Here is a 16,700-nt window from a genome sequence, read left to right on the forward strand (position 1 = left end):
CTATTCTCCCCAGTTGTTCTTTCTTAAAACAAGTTTGTATTTTTTACTTACAATCTCAATAGCATTAGATTTATATTCTTCTTCATAGATTCTACATATGTTTTGTAAAAGGCGAGGAATTTCGTTAACCGCTATATCATAAACATCATCAAAATCAATAACATCATAATCATGAACACATATATGTCTGAATCCTGCAATGCTCTCCCAATCTTCATACGGATATTTATCAAAAATATTCGTCTGTGTAAGAAGCTTCCAAACATTTTCACCTATATTCTCAAGCCTTTTAGCTATTGCGTCTCTTTTTTCATCCATCGTTTCCTTCTCACTTTCTACAAATTCTTTTTTATCAACTCCTTTAATTCGTTTTGAAACCTTCAAACAATCCCTGACAATTCTTTCAAGATAACCCCTTACCTTTTCAGAAGAAAATCTTTTAGAAGACACTTTTAAAACTCCTTTTTACACTTTTTGCAAACGATGGAAGAATTCCCCTTTCTAAAACTTTTTCCTTGATAATATCAACTCTACGCCCCAACAAGGATTCAAGATAATTTTTAAGCTTTAGAGTATTTCTGTAACTATCCTTTTTACTATCTATTCTTACTATCAAATCCACATCACTGTCTCCCCTTTGACTACCCAGACCGAAAGACCCAAAAACGCCTATATGAATAACCCCATACTTTTCTTCCAATTCTCTCCTATGTCTACGTAATATTTCCTGTACTTCTTCATAGTTCTCAACCATCATTCTACCCACAAAGCCTTATACTAAAATATATTACATAACTGAAAGGACAAAAACGTCTTCCATTGTTGGTTTAACTCTTTCTATCTTTCCAATTTTTAGTTCCTTTTTGAGTCGCTCAACCGTAACAGCGTCAGTATATATTCTTACCTTTCTTCCGAAAACGGTAACTTTCAATCCCCTTTTTTTAAGAAGGGAATAAAGCCTAAATGGAGAATCTGTAAATATCTCGTAAACTCCACCCACCTTTTCTTCTACCTCTCTTTTAAGTTCATCTGGACTGCCTTCCTTAAAAATCCCCCCCTCCCTCATCAAAAACACCCTATCGCAAAACTCCGCTTCATCCATATAGTGAGTGGTCACAAGGGACGTAACGCCCCTTTTAGAAAGTTCTCTGATAATCTGCCAGAAGACGTTCCTTTCAACAGGGTCAACGCCGCTGGTCGGTTCATCCAAAAACAAAATAACAGGGTAATGAAGAAGAGCAGCAGCAAGGGCAACTCTCTGCTTAACTCCTAATGGAAGAGAAGATACAAGAGCAGATTTAAACTTATCTAACTGTAAAATCTCAAGGAACTGCTTTATCCTTCGCTTTAAATCTTTAAACGGCACATCGTAAACAGAACCCCAAAGAATGAGATTTTCATTAACGGTCATATCTTCATAGAGAGAAAACTTTTGAGACGTATACCCTATGATTTTTCTGCACCTCTCAACGTTTCTATAACCTGCAATTTCAACGTAACCAGAATCTCTATCGTATATACCTAAAATCGTTTTTATCAACGTGGTTTTACCTGCGCCGTTTGGTCCTAAAAATCCCGCTATCTCACCTCTTTTAATCGTTAAAGATACGTTATCAACGGCAACGAAATCACCAAACTTTTTCGTAACGTTTCTAACAATAACGGCGTTTTCCGGAACGTTAACAACGCTTTTAAAAGGAACAGACACACGAACCTGGTTTCTTTCTATCTCCTCGTTAAAGTAGTCTTCAAGGGAAACCTCTCCCGGCTTAAAACGCAGAACTATCTCTCCGTTTTCCATAACGAAAACGAACGTTCCCCTCTCTGCCTCATCAATGTAAGAGGTTGAAACTAAAAACGTTATTTTCTCCTTCTCTGAAAAGGTGTAAATCAGATTCCAGATTTCTCTCCTTGAAACAGGGTCAACGCCCGTTGTAGGTTCATCAAGAATGACAATCTCTGGATTGTGCATAAGGGAACAGCAGATTCCTAACTTCTGCTTCATTCCACCGGAAAGGTGCTCTACTTTTCGGTTTTTAAAAGGGGCAAGCCCCGTAATCTTCAAAAACAACTCTTTTTTCTCTTCCTTTTCTTTTCCTTCAATACCCCTCAGAGCAGCGAAAAAGTCAAGGTTTTCCTCTACAGATAATCGCTGGTAGAGATTGAGTCCGAGCCCCTGCGGCATGAAGGATATTTTCTCTCTTATCTTTTCAACTTCCTCATCGTTATTGGGGTCAAAACCTAAAACGGAAACCTTACCTGAAGAGTACTTGATTACTCCAGCAACAGATTTAAAGAGAGAAGATTTGCCGGCGCCGTCTGGTCCTACGAACAGATAAATTCCTCCCCTTTTAACAGAAAAGGAGACGCCTTTAACAGCAACAGTTCCGTTTTTATAAGCAACGAACAGGTTTTCAACTTCAACAACCTTTTCTGTCAACTCTTTTACCTTAAATAGATGTAGCAGTCTGCAGGCATTCCGGGTTTTAGGAGGTGGTGGGGATTTTTAACAACCCTCAATTTAACTTTAAATACCTCTTTTACCCTTTCCTCCTTCGTTTGAACCTCTTTAGGCGTAAACTCTGCGCGGGAACTCACGTAAGTAAGTCGAACCGGAAACTTTCTGTTGGGGTAAGTATCAACCTTCAGGTAACCTTTCTGTCCTATACTCAAAAAGCCAACTTTACTTTCGGGAACGTAACCCTCAAAATAGACGTCATCGGGATTATAGAGGGTAAACAACCGGTAACCGGCTGGAATCACCTCTCCCGGTTCAACCATCTTCTCCATTACAATTCCATCAATCGGAGAACGAATTTTCATATCTTTTAAAACAGCTTCTAACCTTTCAAGTTCCGCCTCTGCCTGACGGCTTTTCTCTCTATAAGCAGAAACAACCGATTTCAACGCCTTTAAGTTTTCTTCCATTGAAGCGATTTTATGTTTCAAAGAAGGAATCTCTTTTAGCTTTTCTTCGGCAAGCTTTAGTTGCCTGCGGGCTATCTGCAAATTCTCTTTAGCCTTTTCAACTTCTGCTGCAGCCGTTTTCTCCCTATCAAGTAGCTGTTTATAGTTCAGCTCAACTCTCTCAAACTTGTCCTTTGAAATAACCCTCCTTTCGTAGAGAGATTTAAAGCGTTTGTAGTCCTTTTCCGCTTTGGACAAAGCGGAACGAACCGAAGAGAGAGAAAATTCCGCCTGTTTTACTGCAATCTGGCACTCTTTAACTCTACTTTTAGCTATCTCTATCTCTTCAGGAACGGAAGAGTGAAGTTCCTTTAACTTTTCCTGAAGAGATTTGATTTCTTCTCTTAAAGACAAAGCCTCTTTTTCCTTTGCTTCAACAACGTTTTGGGAAGACTTTAAAAGCGCCTCTGCCCCTCTTACTTGAGCTCTTAACTCTTTAGAATCAAGAACGGCTAAAACCTGCCCTTTCTTAACGGAATCTCCCTCTTTTACCAACACTTTCTCAACCTTTCCAGGATACTTGTTTCCTACGTCGTACTCGTCACACTCTATTCTGCCGTTAACGTATAAAAGGTTTGCATTTTCTTTTTTCCCGCAACCAAAAACCGCCGCAAACAGCAGTAAAACAACAAATATTCTTTTCATCTCTCTATTCTCTTTCCGATTGCGTATTCAAGGTCGGCTACTGCCCTGCTGTAATCTGCAACAGCGGAGTTGAGAATACCTTTAGCTTTTGTAAGGTAGGCTATGGCGTCAACTACTTCCGTTGACGTTCCAACGTGTTCTTTATACCTTTCCTTAGAATCTTTTAGAAGTTCTTCCGCTTCTCTGACCATCGCTTTGGCAGTCTCTATCCTTTTCTGGGCAGTTTTAAGCTTTGAGTAAGCTGCCGTAACCTGCAGTTTAACGGCGTTTACAGCTTTTTCATACTCGTAGTCAACTTTCCTTCTCATTCCTTTAGCTTCTTCTACTCTGAAAAACCTGTATCCCCCTTCAAAAAGTGGAAGCGAAACGCCAAGCGAAACCTGAACGTTATCAAAATTGCCGTTCATCGGATACTGGTCTGTCTTTTCGTAGGTAAGGTTGAGAAAAACGTCAGGAGAGAAAGAAGCGTAACTCATCTTTACCCCTTCATCAGCAGCCTTCTTTTCAAGTTTTAACGCTTTTAAAATCGGTCTGTTTTTAAGCGCCAACTTGATAAGTTCTTTTAAACTCTCTTTCACCTTTACAAAATCGGTTTTTATTGGAACGTTTTCATCTTTAAGGGTATATCCTGTATCTTCTTTTAGCTTTTCAATAGCGACCTTGTAGGCGTTTTTAGCTTTTTCTAAAGACTCCTCAGCTTCTTTCAGATTTACTTCCGCTTCTAAAAGGTCTCTCCGCGCTACTATTCCTTCGTCGTAAAAGGCTTTGACGGTTTTATAGTGGCTTTCAGCAGCCTTTAAATACTCTTTTGCTATAAGAACGGCGTTTTTCGCTTCTACTGCCGTATAGAAATCTTTTTTCACCTGGCAGACAATCCTGTTGGTAACTTCTTCAAACTGGTAGAAGGAAGCGGTATGTATTTTCTTTTTTATCTCTTTGTTAAGTATTAACTTCCCGCCCATGAAGATAGGTTGCGTGGCGGAAACTTTGAACATGTAAAAGTTCTTTTCAAAAAGGGAAAAGTTCATAGGCGGCAACCCGGGAATACTCATAGAGTAGGAAGGGACGTCTGAAAGGTGAGTTTTAAAGTATTCCAACTTAACGTCTGGGAAGAATTTTGAAATAGCTTCTTTATACTGGGCAAGGGTTATCTTCGTCTCTTCTTTAGCCTTTTTAATTTCCGGGTTGTTCTTTAACGCAAGGTCTATTACTTCACCGAGAGTGGCAGAATAGACGCTTTTAGTCAGCGCTACAAGTATCAGAATCGGCATTAACCTTTTCAACGTTCCCTCCTACGTTAACCGCAAAGATTAAGGTTAAAATTCCACAAACGGTTGCAAAAGTAAAAGCATCGGCAAAAGAGTGCCAGAAAGCGTGCTTCTTGAAGAGCATTCCCAAAATCGCTTCCGCTTTTGCGTTTAGCATTGGAGTAACAGTTGAACACTCGTAGTAAAGGTGCTGCTTCCACTTCGTAATGAATTCTATCACCTGAGGGGAATACTTGGAGACCTGAATGGACAAATGGTTAAAGTGAGCGCTTTCTGAAGAAAGAAGAATATGGGTAGAGATTGCAGTTCCAACGCTGCCACCAACAAGTCTTAAAAGGTTCTGGAGAGAAGAAGCCTGTCTTAAAAGGTCACCTGTAAAGTTTCCTAAAGATATTTGGGAAAGGGCGGGAAAGAAAAATCCCATCCCTGCCCCCCACGGAAGCAGAAGTGCGACTATCTGCCACTTTGACATATCAAGGTTTAAAAGCGTTTGAAGGTGAGTGCCAATAATGAAGATTAGAGTACCAATTACTATGGAAGCGCGGTGGGAAAGGATTTTTTTATCAAGCAATATTCCCACTATTATGCTCACTATTCCAGTTGCAGCAGCAGGGTAAAAGAGAATTTCTCCTGCAACTATGGTAGGAAACTCTCTGAGCTTTTCAAGGTAGAGAGGGAGCAAAAAGTAGGAAGCGTAAACGCCCATACCGAAAAGCGTTAAAGCCAAAACGGGAAAGGCAAAAAAGCGGTACTTAAATAGGTCAAGGTTAACTAAAGGATACTTTGTTTTCAGCTGATGAATGATAAAAATTACCGTAGTTACCGCAAATACGTAAAACAGAACTACCGTTTTTGGATTACTCCACCCCCAGTTGTTACCTTTTGAGAGTGCAGTTATTAACGAGGAAAGAGAAACTGCAAGCAGTAAAAATCCGGGAAAATCAAGAGGAGGAATACCTTTCTCTCTATTATTTTTCATGAGTAACGTCAGGAGATAAACAACCAAAATTCCAGGTAGTAAATTAACGTAAAAGACCCAGCGCCAGTTAAAGTGTTCCGTTAAGTAACCACCCAACGTAGGACCTAACGAAGGTCCAAAAGTTGCCCCTAAGGCAAACAATCCCATTGCTGTTCCGCGCTTTTCCGGAGGGTAGAGTTCAAAGAGAAGCGCCATACTCATAGGAACGGAAAGCCCCTCACCTATACCTTGAAGGGTTCTACCAACAATCATAGTTTCAAGGTTTGGAGCAACTCCACATAGAGCGCTCATAACGGTAAAAAGAGCAATACCTAAAAGGTATGTATTCCTGTTGCCTATTTTCCCTCCAAGCCACCCTACAACGGGCATCGCCACAGCTGACGCTATCATGTAGGAGGTGATAACCCACTGGATATCGTCAGGCTCTACTTCAAAGGCACTCATCATGTGAGGCAGAACGATATCAACGATTGTAGTATCAAGGAGCGTCATAAACATACCTGTAACTATAAGCATTGAAACGACTAACAGCTTTCTGTCCATCTCATTCCTTACGTATGTAAACGGTTACGTTCGTTCCAGGTTTTATACATTTAAGAGGAACGTTCTCAAGCTTTATTTTCACCGGCACTCTCTGCGTAACTCTCGTAAACTCTCCTTGAGAAGTATCTCTCGGTATGAGGGCAAAAATTGAACCGGCTGAAGTTCCAACAGAAGTTACTTTCCCTTCAAACGTTTTTCCACAAACTTCCAACTCTGCTTTCACGTTCGCACCCACCTTAACGTAAGGTATCTTATCCTCCTCTATCCAGGCTAAAACGTAAAAACTTTCAGGAGAATAGATTGAGTAAACGGGCAAACCTGGTGAAACGAAATCACCAACTTCTTTCCACTTTTTGGCTATGACTCCTTTAACAGGAGATTTAACGTAACAGTAAGAAATTAAGTTCTCCACTTTAGCCTTTTTCTCTTTTAAAGCAGAAATGTTCTTTTCTAACTCTTTTATACTATTCTCAAGCTCCTGTATTTTCTTTAAGTCCTCTCTGGCTAAAGAAACGGCAAGTTTCGCTTCATCAACCCTTTTCTTCGCCTCTTTGATTGAAACTTTTATTTGCTCAACTCTGCTCTTTAAACTTTCTGCCTTTTTAAGGTTCTCCTTAGCGCTTTTTAGTTTGCTTTCAGCAGATGCAAAAAGGGCTATAGCTTTCTTGTAACCGTTTTCTATCTCTTCAAACTGCTCTTTAGATATAACTCTCTTTCCGTAAAGCCTTTTATATCTGTTGTAGCGGTTCTTCCAGAAAGAAAGGTTAGTTTGAGCAGAGAGAAGGGCTTTTTCAGAAGCTTCAACGGCAGCTTTTGCCTGAGCAACCGACGTTTTATAGTCAACTTCTGCCATTTTTTCAGCAAGGTATAACTTCTTTAGTTCCTTTTCAGCTACAGAAAGCTGTCGCTCCTTTATTTTCACTTCTAAAGGTAGCTGCTGCTTTACTCTGCTTAACTTGACTTCAAGAGATTTCTTCTTTAGCTCCATAGCCGAGATTTGAGATTCAAGAGACTGAAGGTCTTTTCTGTAGATAGAATCATCTACGGTGAAAAGCAGCTCTCCTTTCTTTACCGGAGCAAACTCTTTTTTCAGGAGTTTTGTGATTTTTCCGGAAACGTCCTGAACGGAAACATCCACTACGTCAGCTCTTTCAAAGGCGTTATCTGTAATAACGTAAACGTGGCGTTGATAGAAGAAGTAGATTATCCAGAGCGTAAAAACTGCGATTACCAAAAGACCAACAACTGTGAAAACCTTTTTTACATTCATGAAACACCTCTTCCAGGTTAGTGAACGGTGATTCAGCACTCATTATACTACTTGTTGAGGAGTCCGTTAAGTATAAAGTCTTCTATCTCTTTCTTTAGGTATTCAGTATCTCCGTTAAGCATTCCTTTACTATGGCAGTAAATCATGTTTTTTAATACGCCAGAAACGGCAAGGCTGAGGGCGTAGGGGTCGGATTTTCTAAACTCTCCCGTTTCTATCCCCTTTTTTATTATTGAGGAGAGGTTCTTTAAGTAGTTCCTGTACCACTCTGAGATTTTGAACCTTTCTTCATCAACAACGGAAAAAACGCCAACTTCTCTGATGAAAAGTTTAAAGAACCCATCTTCTTTTAAGAAGAAGTCTATAACTGCAGAGATGTAGGATTTGAGGGCGAGGGTGGGGGATTTTCCACTTACAGCCTTTTTAACTTCTTCTTCAAGTTTTGAAAGTTTAGAATGAACAACCGTCAAATACAGCTCTTCCTTGCTTTCAAAAAACCTATAGATAGTTCCCACCGAAACGCCTGCTTTTTCTGCTATTTGGTAGATTTTCGTTTCATGAAAACCCCTTTCCGAGAACACCTCCTCAGCTGCTTTTATTATCTTCTCTTTCAAGAGCTCCCCCAGGTATAGAGTTTAAAGTAGTATTATACACTGAAGGTTTTTTAACATATTGCCACTCTTTATGATAGAATTAATTTATAAACTTTAAGAGGTCTTCAGAACGTGAAAAAGATTGAATACCTCAGAATCTCGGTAACGGATAGGTGTAACTTCCAATGTAAATACTGCACATCAGACAAGGACTACCGTTTTATTCCCCATTCGGAAATCTTACGGTATGAAGAAATTTGCGAGTTAGTAAGAGTTTTTAAAACTATTGGTATAAAAGCAGTAAGAATAACGGGTGGCGAACCTTTAGTAAGAAAAGGAATAGAAAATCTAATCTATCAACTAAAAGAGATTGGAATAGAGGACGTATCGTTAACAACAAATGGCTACTTTTTAGCTGAAAAATCGGAAACTCTGAAAGAAGCTGGACTCAATCGCGTCAACGTAAGTCTTGATTCACTCAAACCTGAAAAGTTCTCTTACATAACAGGCAAAGATAAAGAGAGTTTTCATAAAGTTCTTGAAGGAATTGAAAGAGCCATAAAAGTAGGATTAAACCCCATAAAGATAAACGTTGTCCTTATAAAAGATTTTAACGATGACGAAATCGGTGATTTCATCTCCTTTTCAGAAAACTACGGCGTAGAAGTAAGATTTATTGAACTTATGCCTGTAGGTAATTCTCCATTCTCTCACTCCCACTTTATCCCTATATCCCACCTTAAAAACCTAATAGAAAAAAATTGGGGAAAACTTATCCCCACAAAAACTTTTAAAAAAGGACCAGCGAAATCCTACATCGTTGAAAATACAAAAGCAGTTTTGGGCTTTATTCCTTCAGTAAGCGAGCATTTCTGCTCTGAGTGTAACCGCTTAAGGCTTACACCGGAAGGAAAACTTAGACTCTGCCTGATGCGAGATGAGGAAGTTGACCTTAAATGTATAATTAGAAGTAGCGATTACTCACCAGAAAAACTAAAAGAAGTAATCGTAAATGCAATAGAAAGAAAAAAACAGATAAACGGAATAGATGCCCTTGAAAGTTTAGGGTGTCAGAGAAAAATGTTCACAATAGGAGGATAGATGGTTGTAGGAGAAGGTGCTTTAGTTGTAATAGCGTTATGTATGGTTATTCTCACGATTGCGCTTATAGTCTTAACGGTGGTATCTTATAGATTGCTCAAAAAATTGGAAGAAAGTATAGATACCGTTAACAATCAGCTAAGACCTGCTGTCTTAGAACTTAAAAAGACTATATTAACTTTAACAGAGGCTTTTCAAATTGTTAACGACTTCGTATCAATAACTAAGAAATTCAGAAGGAAAGGAGGTAAAGAGCAATGAAAAGAGGTTCAATAATGTTTCTGTTAGGAAGTATATTAGGAGCAGGTGCAGCTTACCTTGCAACAACAAAGAGAGAAGAAATTTTAAAGAAGATTGAAGAACTTCAGGAACAAATTAAGGAAAGTGACCTTCCTGAAAGGGCGAGAAACTTGGTAAAGGAAATTTCCGACTCCATAGCTCAGCTTATAACTTCTGGAGAGGAAAACCTTACGGAAGAAGAGAAGAAAAACATCCTTGAAGAAGTTGAAGCGAAAATCCAGAAGTTAGAAGAAACAATTCAGAGAGAAGGAGAGTAAAGGGTTTATTGAAGTTAGGAGAACTCCTTAGAGAAGTAGCACAGCTACCTTCGGAACTTGCCTGGAAGGAAGTTAAAGGAATTACGGATAATTCTAAGGAAGTTAAAGCTAACTTCCTTTTTTTCGCGATAAAAGGCTTCAAAACTGACGGTAACGCTTACATTGAAGAAGCGTTCAACAAAGGAGCTTTAGCAGTAGTAACAGATTCGCAAAGAGCATTTAAAACGTACAAGAATCGTAACGTAATACTGGTCAAAAACGCAAGGAAGTTACTCTCTTTTGCTGCAGCCAAGTTCTTTGGCAATCCTCATAAATCACTAAGACTTATAGGAGTAACAGGAACAAACGGAAAAACGACTACCACTTTCGTTCTATACCACGCTTTAAATCGCTTAGGAACGCTTACAGGAATAATCGGAACGGTAAAAAAAGGAATTCCTCAGAAAGAAACAGCTTCGGTAAGGACGACTCCCTCCTCTATTGAGTTCTTCAAAACGCTAAAAGAGATAAAAGAAGCCGGAGCTGAAAACGTTGTTATAGAAGTTTCATCCCACGGTCTTGAACTTTACAGAACTTACCCTGCAGAGTTTGATTATTCATGCTTTACAAACCTTTCACCTGAACACCTGGATTTCCACGTCAACATGGAAAACTACTTAACCGCGAAGGAGAAACTACTTTTCCGCACGAAGAATACTGTACTTATAAACACAGACGATAAATACGGAAGTTTTCTTTACGGCTTAAAAGGGATATTCTCTTGTAAAACCTTGAGCTACGGTAAAGATGGAGACTTCGCCTTCAGCTTTATTCAAAACAGGAACGGTTTAACAATCACTATAAATGGTGAAACTGTTAGAACTAATCTAAAAGGAGAGTTCAACGCTTATAACGTTGCAGCTGCTTATTCAATACTGCGTTGCATGGGATACCGTCATGAAGATTTAAAAAACGTTTTTTTAGATATCTACGTGCCAGGAAGGCTTGAAGAGGTAGCACCAAACGTATTTGTTGATTACGCTCACACCCCTGATGCCCTTGAGAAAGTTTTAAAAGCGCTAAGAGAACTAAAACCGAGCAAAATCATAACTGTTTTTGGCTGCGGAGGGGACAGAGACAGAGAAAAGAGACCTTTAATGGGGAAAGTGGCAGAAAGGTTTTCCGATAAAATCGTAATAACCTCAGATAATCCAAGAAACGAAGACCCAGAAAAGATAATAGCCGAAATTTTAGAAGGCATTGAAGAAAAGGAAAAGGTAGAAATCGTTCCCGATAGAAAAGAAGCTATACTAAAAGCGTTAAAGGTAAAAGAACCAAATGATGTAGTTTTAATCGCCGGGAAAGGTCACGAAAATTATCAAATCGTAGGAGATAAGGTTATCCATTTCAGCGATAGTGAAGTTGTGAGGGGATTTTATGAAAGCGTCTGAAATAGCGAGAATCGTGAATGGGAAGCTGATAGGAGAAGATTTACAGGTAAATAGTTTTGAGTTTGACTCAAGAAAGTGTGGAAAAGGCTCTCTATTTATAGCGTTAAAGGGTAACAGAGACGGTCACGATTTCATCAATGACGCTTTTGAAAAAGGAGCAGTAGGAGCTTTAGCAAGTAAAAAACATACTGTTCCTGCTGTTCCTGCAGGAAAGTTTTTAGTTTTAGTTGAAGATACGCTAAAAGGGTTTTCCAAAATAGCATCTCAGAAGAGAAAAGGTTTCAAAGGTACGGCAATAGCCGTTACAGGAAGCGTAGGTAAGACAACAACGAAAGAACTGCTGTCCCACTTTTTATCAAAACGACTCTCTGTCTACTTTAACACAAAAAGCTACAACAACTTAATAGGCGTATCTTACACACTCTCAAATCTACCTAACAACGCAGAAGTTTACGTTCAGGAATTAGGAACGAATAAAAAAGGGGAAATAAAAGAATTAACAGAGATAGTTAAACCGGATATAGCTGTAGTTACTTACGTAGGGAAAGCTCATACGGAAAACTTTGGAAGCTTTAAAGAGATAGTTGAAGAGAAGCTATCTATTACAGAAAGCGCGGAAATTGCCGTAGTTCCTTACGAGTTTAGAGAATATTCCAGAGGAAAAAAGACAATAACTTTCGGAAAAATGGGATATATATCACTGCAAAGCGTAAAGCTAAGCCCGGAAGGAACAGAGTTCATCTTAAAAATAAAGGATGGAAAAGAGAAATTCTTTACGCCGATACCCGGTTATTCTGTTGTCAACGCTACAATGGTTGCTGCAGCTATTGCTTTAGAGATGGATATTCCATTGAAAGAGTTGAAAGAAGCAGTTTTAAGCTTTCAGCCGCCGGAAATGAGAATGAACGTTTTAAAACTAAAAGGAACAACAGTAATTAACGATGCCTACAACGCCAATCCAATCTCTATGGCAAATGCGATAAAAGTTCTATCTACGTACAGCGGTAAAAAGATAGCTGTTTTAGGGGAAATGCTTGAGTTGGATAACGCCGAAGAGGAACACAGGAAGTTGGGGGAACTGCTAAAGGAACATAGAATTGATACAGTTATAGCAACCGGGGAAAACGCTGCAGCAATCCTTGAAACTTTTAACGGAGAGGCTTACCATTTTGTAGATAGAAAGGAATTTTTAAACTTCATTAAACGTTATGAGTTTTCAAACGCTACTGTTTTGGTGAAAGGTTCAAGGGCAAACAGATTGGAAGAAGTAGTAGAAATTCTAAAAAAGAGGTATAGAAGTTGAAAGTAGTTGTTCTTTACGGCGGAAAATCCCCCGAATCCCCCATCTCCCAAAAAAGCGCAGAAAGCGTAATAAAAGCCCTCAAAACCTTAGGGCACGAAGTTTTTCCGTTAGAACTTACAAGAGACGTATCCCTAAAGTTAAAAGAGCTCAAGCCGGACAAAGTATTTGTAGTCCTCCACGGCTGCCCAGGAGAAGACGGAACAGTTCAGGGGCTTTTAGAGATAGCGGAACTACCCTACACCGGTTGCAACGTAGAAACGAGCGCAATATGTATGGACAAAGACGCAACGAAAAGAATCCTAAAAACCTACGGCATTCCCGTCCCCGCCGGTGAAACTTACTTTAAAGGCGATGAGGTTAAACCTTTTGAAATTCCGTGCGTCGTTAAGCCGGCAAGAACAGGCTCAACAATAGGCATATCCATCGTTCGCTCTCCTTCAGAGTTTGAGAAAGCGGTGGAGGAAGCGTTCAAGTTTGACACGAAAATCCTGATAGAAGAATTCATAGAGGGAAGGGAGTTAACGGTCAGCGTCGTAAACGGTAAAGCTCTACCGATAGTTGAAATAGTAACGGAAACGGGCTTTTACGATTACGACTCTAAGTATAAAAGTCAAACTACAAAGTACGAAGTTCCAGCAAAACTGCACCCTAAAACGGAAGAAAAAATCAAGAGAATAGCCGAAAAAGTCTACAAGGTTTTGGAGTGCAGAGGAGCCGTAAGGGTGGATTTTCGCCTGGATAAATGGAACTCACCGTACGTTTTAGAGGTTAACACTATTCCCGGTTTAACCGAAAGAAGCCTTTTGCCGAAAGCAGCCAAAGCAGAAGGTATCACCTTTGAAGAACTAATTGAGGAGATGCTTAAAAGTTGAATGTAAAAAAACGCATCGTTTTAGCAATTTTAGTTTTATTGGCTTGCTTCACCGCTTACACCGTAATCAACGCACCTGGAAAACTCCAAAACGTGGAAATAAAATTCAACAACGTTCCTCCTGAGTGGAAACCATACATAAGCCAGTACATATTTTCGGTAGTGAAGTTAGGCGAAGAGTTAAATCCACAAGAAATAAAATACCTGAAATCTGTCTTATCCTCCCTTCCCTGGATAAAAGGTTACAACATTTCTCTAAAAGGAAACGTTCTTGAAATCAGCCTTGAAAGGGAAGAACCTTCCTATTTCCTGATAACCAAAGAAAACCAATACCTTATAGGGAGAAACGGCTTCGTTTTAGAGAAGAACGGGAAAACCTTCAAAGGAAAACTACCAGCTTTTTATTACTACGGAAAGGTTTCTCCGTTTACACTTTCGGGGGAGTTTGTTAAAATCAAACCAATAGTAGCGGAAGAGATAAAGTTGTTAAAAAATCGTTTAAAAGAGGCGAAAATTAAAGGGGAGATACCACAGGTTACCATTACCGACGTGGGCATCGTCCTCGTTTATAGGAAGAACAGGTTAACGGTTTACCTTGACAACAACGAGAACAGCTGGAGCAACTTTAAGAAGTTTACCACCAGAGCGCCAAATTTAAGCGCAGGAGTTTACGATTTTCGTTTCCACGACTTGCTTGTGGAAGGGAGGAAGGAAAAATGCTTGACCAAAAAATCTTAACGATAGATTTAGGAACTTCATCAATAAGAACGGCTCTGTCTATAATTTCTGGAGATGAAAAGAAAACTTACATAACGACAGCCCCTTCAAGAGGAATAAAGAGCGGAAACATCGTAAATCTACAATCGGCGGCAGATTCCCTCCAGTCTGCCCTTAACAAACTAAAGTTAGAATCTTCTACAACTGTTCCCCCTGAAGCTTACGTCCTCATAACAGGAGCACATACGCTAAGTTACAAAGTGGAAACGAAGATAACGTTCCCAGGATGGCAAACCATTTCTTACAGCGACGTTAACGAAGTAAAAAACAAAGCCAAAAAGGAACTTCTCAAAAAGTTAGGACAGTCTGTTCGCCAGCACTACAGCGTTATCCACATAATTCCTCAGGAGTTCGTTATAGAAAACCTGTCGGGCATTCAAAACCCCATAGGTCACAATGGCAGAGAATTGGGAATGAAAGCTTTTATCATACTGGCAACGAAATCATCAATCAAAAACATAGAGTCTCTGCTGAGAAAGGTTAACCTGAACTTAAAAAGCGTAGTGCTTCAATCTTTGGCTTCTTATTACGGAATAAGAGACGATAAAACCTACTTTAACAACAACCTACTCCTATACATGGGAGCTGGAAATACCGAATACATCTACTTTAGAGAGGACAAACCTATACTTTCACAACATATACCTTTCGGAAGCGAAGACATATTAGAAGCTTTAGTGAATACGTTTAAAGTTAGCAGGAAAGAAGCAGAAAGGCTTTTCTTCCAGCATGGCAGCGCTTACGTCCATAAAGTTAACCCTGAAGAGATAATCAACATTAACTACGGAACAACCACGAAAAAGCTTCAAAGAATTTACATATCCGCAATTATCCATTTACAACTAAGGAAACTGTTTAGAGATATTAAAGAAAGCCTTGCAGAGAAAGACCCAACGTTCGTTTCCAACTTAAACAGAGTCTTTTTAACTGGCGGTCTTTCAAAGCTTCAGGACGTTGATTACTTAGCAGGTAAGGTGTTCAAAGCTCCAGCTGTAACCGTTGAAACGAAAGACCCCGTTCACAAAGACCCATCCCTTTCGCCGGTTGTAGGAACGGCTAATTACGTTCTCTCTTTAAGAAACAGAAAGAAACTTTCCGATATAAAGGAAGATTTGACTAAGGAGTTTGAGGAGAGGGGATTTTTGGGGAGGATTTTTCAGTTTATCAGCGAACTTATATAGGAGGATGTAATGTTTGATATAGCCGATGAGATTTTTCAAGGTCCTGTAATTAAAGTGATAGGCGTTGGCGGCGGTGGTGGAAATGCTGTTGAAAGGATGTTTGAAAAAGGAATAGAAGGCGTTGAATTCATCGCCGTAAATACAGATGCTCAGGTTCTCTCAAGAATTCAAGTTCCTATAAAGGTTCAAATAGGTGAAAAGTTAACTAAAGGCTTAGGGGCAGGCGGTAAACCAGAAATCGGCGAACAGGCTGCACTTGAAGATGAACCTAAAATTAGAGAAGTCCTTGAAGGTTCCGATATGGTGTTCGTTACCGCCGGTATGGGCGGTGGTACGGGAACAGGTGCCGCTCCTATCGTGGCTAAAATCGCTAAGGATATGGGTATTCTTACCGTCGGCGTTGTTACAAGACCTTTTGATTTTGAGGGTAGGAAAAGGCATGAGTACGCTGAAGCTGGTATTAAGAGACTAAAGGAGTTCGTTGATACCTTGATGGTTATTCCCAACCAGAAGCTCCTTACCGTTGCCCCTAAAGATATGAGCATACTAAACGCTTTCAAGTTAGCAGACAACGTTCTATATCAGGCAGTTAGAGGTATAACCGAAGTTATCACAAAACCCGGACTCATTAACCTTGACTTTGCAGATGTAAAAACCGTGATGCATAGCGGCGGCTACGCCCTTATAGGTATCGGTGAAGCAAGCGGTGAAGACAGAGCGTTAACTGCAGCAAGAAAGGCAATAGATAACCCTCTCCTTGAAAACGTTCAGGTTGAAGGGGCAAGTAGAATACTTGTAAACATTACAGGTGGACCAGATTTAACTCTTGATGAAGCTTACGCTGCTGCAGGTTTAATCAAAGAAAGGGCTAAAAGAGACGATACGAACTTCTTCTTCGGCGTAAACGTTAACGAGGAGATGGAAGGTTCAATAGAAGTTACCGTAATAGCTACAGGATTTGATGAAAAGGGAAGACCTATTCCTGGATTTACAACGCGGGCAACTTCTTCAGCAACATCTTCTTATACAGGAGCACCTTTCCAAACACACGATACTATGGAAACTCTTGATATAGACCTTCAAAAGATACTTGAGCAGCTGAAGGAAGAGGATTAAGGAGGTGAAGCTTTAGTTTCACTCTGATTGAAGGTTGTTGCCATCTTCAGTTTAAAAAAGGGAACCTAAAGGTTTGCCTCGTATACCCGGGCGAAGAGC

General features: G+C 39.8%; 17 protein-coding genes. 9 read left to right on the top strand and 8 right to left on the bottom strand.

Annotated features, from left to right (window positions below):
- The 8 genes from QOL23_RS01190 to QOL23_RS01225 are packed head-to-tail and all read right to left on the bottom strand — an operon-like array spanning nt 1 to nt 8,286.
- Nucleotides 1–450 (bottom strand): HepT-like ribonuclease domain-containing protein, encoded by a 450-nt coding sequence (locus QOL23_RS01190; protein ID WP_283399752.1) that lies wholly within the window; start codon nt 448–450, stop codon nt 1–3.
- A complete protein-coding gene (locus tag QOL23_RS01195) occupies nt 440–757 on the bottom strand; it encodes a nucleotidyltransferase family protein (protein WP_283399753.1) in 318 nt (105 codons plus the stop codon). The genes QOL23_RS01190 and QOL23_RS01195 overlap by 11 nt, the downstream gene beginning before the upstream one ends.
- A gap of 30 nt (nt 758–787) precedes the next feature.
- Nucleotides 788–2,440 (bottom strand): ATP-binding cassette domain-containing protein, encoded by a 1,653-nt coding sequence (locus QOL23_RS01200; RefSeq protein ID WP_283399754.1) that lies wholly within the window; start codon nt 2,438–2,440, stop codon nt 788–790.
- A 5-nt stretch (nt 2,441–2,445) separates the two neighbouring features.
- Entirely contained in the window at nt 2,446–3,612 is a 1,167-nt protein-coding gene (locus tag QOL23_RS01205) for an HlyD family secretion protein (protein WP_283399755.1), read from the bottom strand.
- The gene (locus tag QOL23_RS01210) at nt 3,609–4,895 is read right to left on the bottom strand and encodes a TolC family protein (RefSeq protein WP_283399756.1); all 1,287 of its coding nucleotides are present in this window, start codon (nt 4,893–4,895) and stop codon (nt 3,609–3,611) included. Before QOL23_RS01210 ends, QOL23_RS01205 begins: the two co-directional genes overlap by 4 nt.
- Nucleotides 4,852–6,402 carry a DHA2 family efflux MFS transporter permease subunit gene (locus tag QOL23_RS01215; RefSeq protein ID WP_283399757.1) on the bottom strand — a complete coding sequence of 517 codons (1,551 nt, stop codon included), beginning with the start codon at nt 6,400–6,402 and terminating at the stop codon, nt 4,852–4,854. Before QOL23_RS01215 ends, QOL23_RS01210 begins: the two co-directional genes overlap by 44 nt.
- A 1-nt stretch (nt 6,403) precedes the next feature.
- Complete coding sequence (locus tag QOL23_RS01220; RefSeq protein ID WP_283399758.1) at nt 6,404–7,672, bottom strand: HlyD family secretion protein; 1,269 nt, start codon at nt 7,670–7,672, stop codon at nt 6,404–6,406.
- 47 nt (nt 7,673–7,719) lie between these two features.
- Nucleotides 7,720–8,286, bottom strand: a complete 567-nt coding sequence (locus tag QOL23_RS01225; protein ID WP_283399759.1) for a TetR/AcrR family transcriptional regulator — start codon at nt 8,284–8,286, stop codon at nt 7,720–7,722.
- Nucleotides 8,287–8,397: 111 nt separating this feature from the next.
- Between QOL23_RS01225 and moaA the strand changes: the two genes are divergently transcribed.
- Genes moaA through ftsZ form a run of 9 tightly spaced genes read left to right on the top strand, consistent with a single transcriptional unit; the run spans nt 8,398 to nt 16,601 of the window.
- Complete coding sequence (moaA, locus tag QOL23_RS01230; protein ID WP_283399760.1) at nt 8,398–9,366, top strand: GTP 3',8-cyclase MoaA; 969 nt, start codon at nt 8,398–8,400, stop codon at nt 9,364–9,366.
- Nucleotides 9,367–9,627 (top strand): hypothetical protein, encoded by a 261-nt coding sequence (locus tag QOL23_RS01235; RefSeq protein WP_283399761.1) that lies wholly within the window; start codon nt 9,367–9,369, stop codon nt 9,625–9,627.
- Nucleotides 9,624–9,923 carry a YtxH domain-containing protein gene (locus QOL23_RS01240; RefSeq protein ID WP_283399762.1) on the top strand — a complete coding sequence of 100 codons (300 nt, stop codon included), beginning with the start codon at nt 9,624–9,626 and terminating at the stop codon, nt 9,921–9,923. Before QOL23_RS01235 ends, QOL23_RS01240 begins: the two co-directional genes overlap by 4 nt.
- Before the next feature lie 8 nt (nt 9,924–9,931).
- On the top strand, nt 9,932–11,353 hold the full coding sequence (locus QOL23_RS01245) for a UDP-N-acetylmuramoyl-L-alanyl-D-glutamate--2,6-diaminopimelate ligase (RefSeq protein WP_283399763.1): 1,422 nt from the start codon (nt 9,932–9,934) through the stop codon (nt 11,351–11,353).
- Nucleotides 11,340–12,656, top strand: a complete 1,317-nt coding sequence (locus QOL23_RS01250; RefSeq protein WP_283399764.1) for a UDP-N-acetylmuramoyl-tripeptide--D-alanyl-D-alanine ligase — start codon at nt 11,340–11,342, stop codon at nt 12,654–12,656. Before QOL23_RS01245 ends, QOL23_RS01250 begins: the two co-directional genes overlap by 14 nt.
- Entirely contained in the window at nt 12,653–13,528 is an 876-nt protein-coding gene (locus tag QOL23_RS01255) for a D-alanine--D-alanine ligase family protein (protein WP_283399765.1), read from the top strand. The genes QOL23_RS01250 and QOL23_RS01255 overlap by 4 nt, the downstream gene beginning before the upstream one ends.
- On the top strand, nt 13,525–14,265 hold the full coding sequence (locus QOL23_RS01260; RefSeq protein WP_283399766.1) for a cell division protein FtsQ/DivIB: 741 nt from the start codon (nt 13,525–13,527) through the stop codon (nt 14,263–14,265). Before QOL23_RS01255 ends, QOL23_RS01260 begins: the two co-directional genes overlap by 4 nt.
- Nucleotides 14,244–15,485, top strand: a complete 1,242-nt coding sequence (gene ftsA, locus QOL23_RS01265; RefSeq protein WP_283399767.1) for a cell division protein FtsA — start codon at nt 14,244–14,246, stop codon at nt 15,483–15,485. The genes QOL23_RS01260 and ftsA overlap by 22 nt, the downstream gene beginning before the upstream one ends.
- A 9-nt stretch (nt 15,486–15,494) precedes the next feature.
- Nucleotides 15,495–16,601: a cell division protein FtsZ gene (ftsZ, locus tag QOL23_RS01270; protein WP_283399768.1), complete on the top strand. Its 1,107-nt coding sequence runs from the start codon at nt 15,495–15,497 to the stop codon at nt 16,599–16,601.
- The last annotated feature ends 99 nt before the right edge of the window (nt 16,602–16,700 follow it).

The organism is Desulfurobacterium pacificum, assembly GCF_900182835.1.
Taxonomy (GTDB): domain Bacteria; phylum Aquificota; class Aquificia; order Desulfurobacteriales; family Desulfurobacteriaceae; genus Desulfurobacterium_B; species Desulfurobacterium_B pacificum.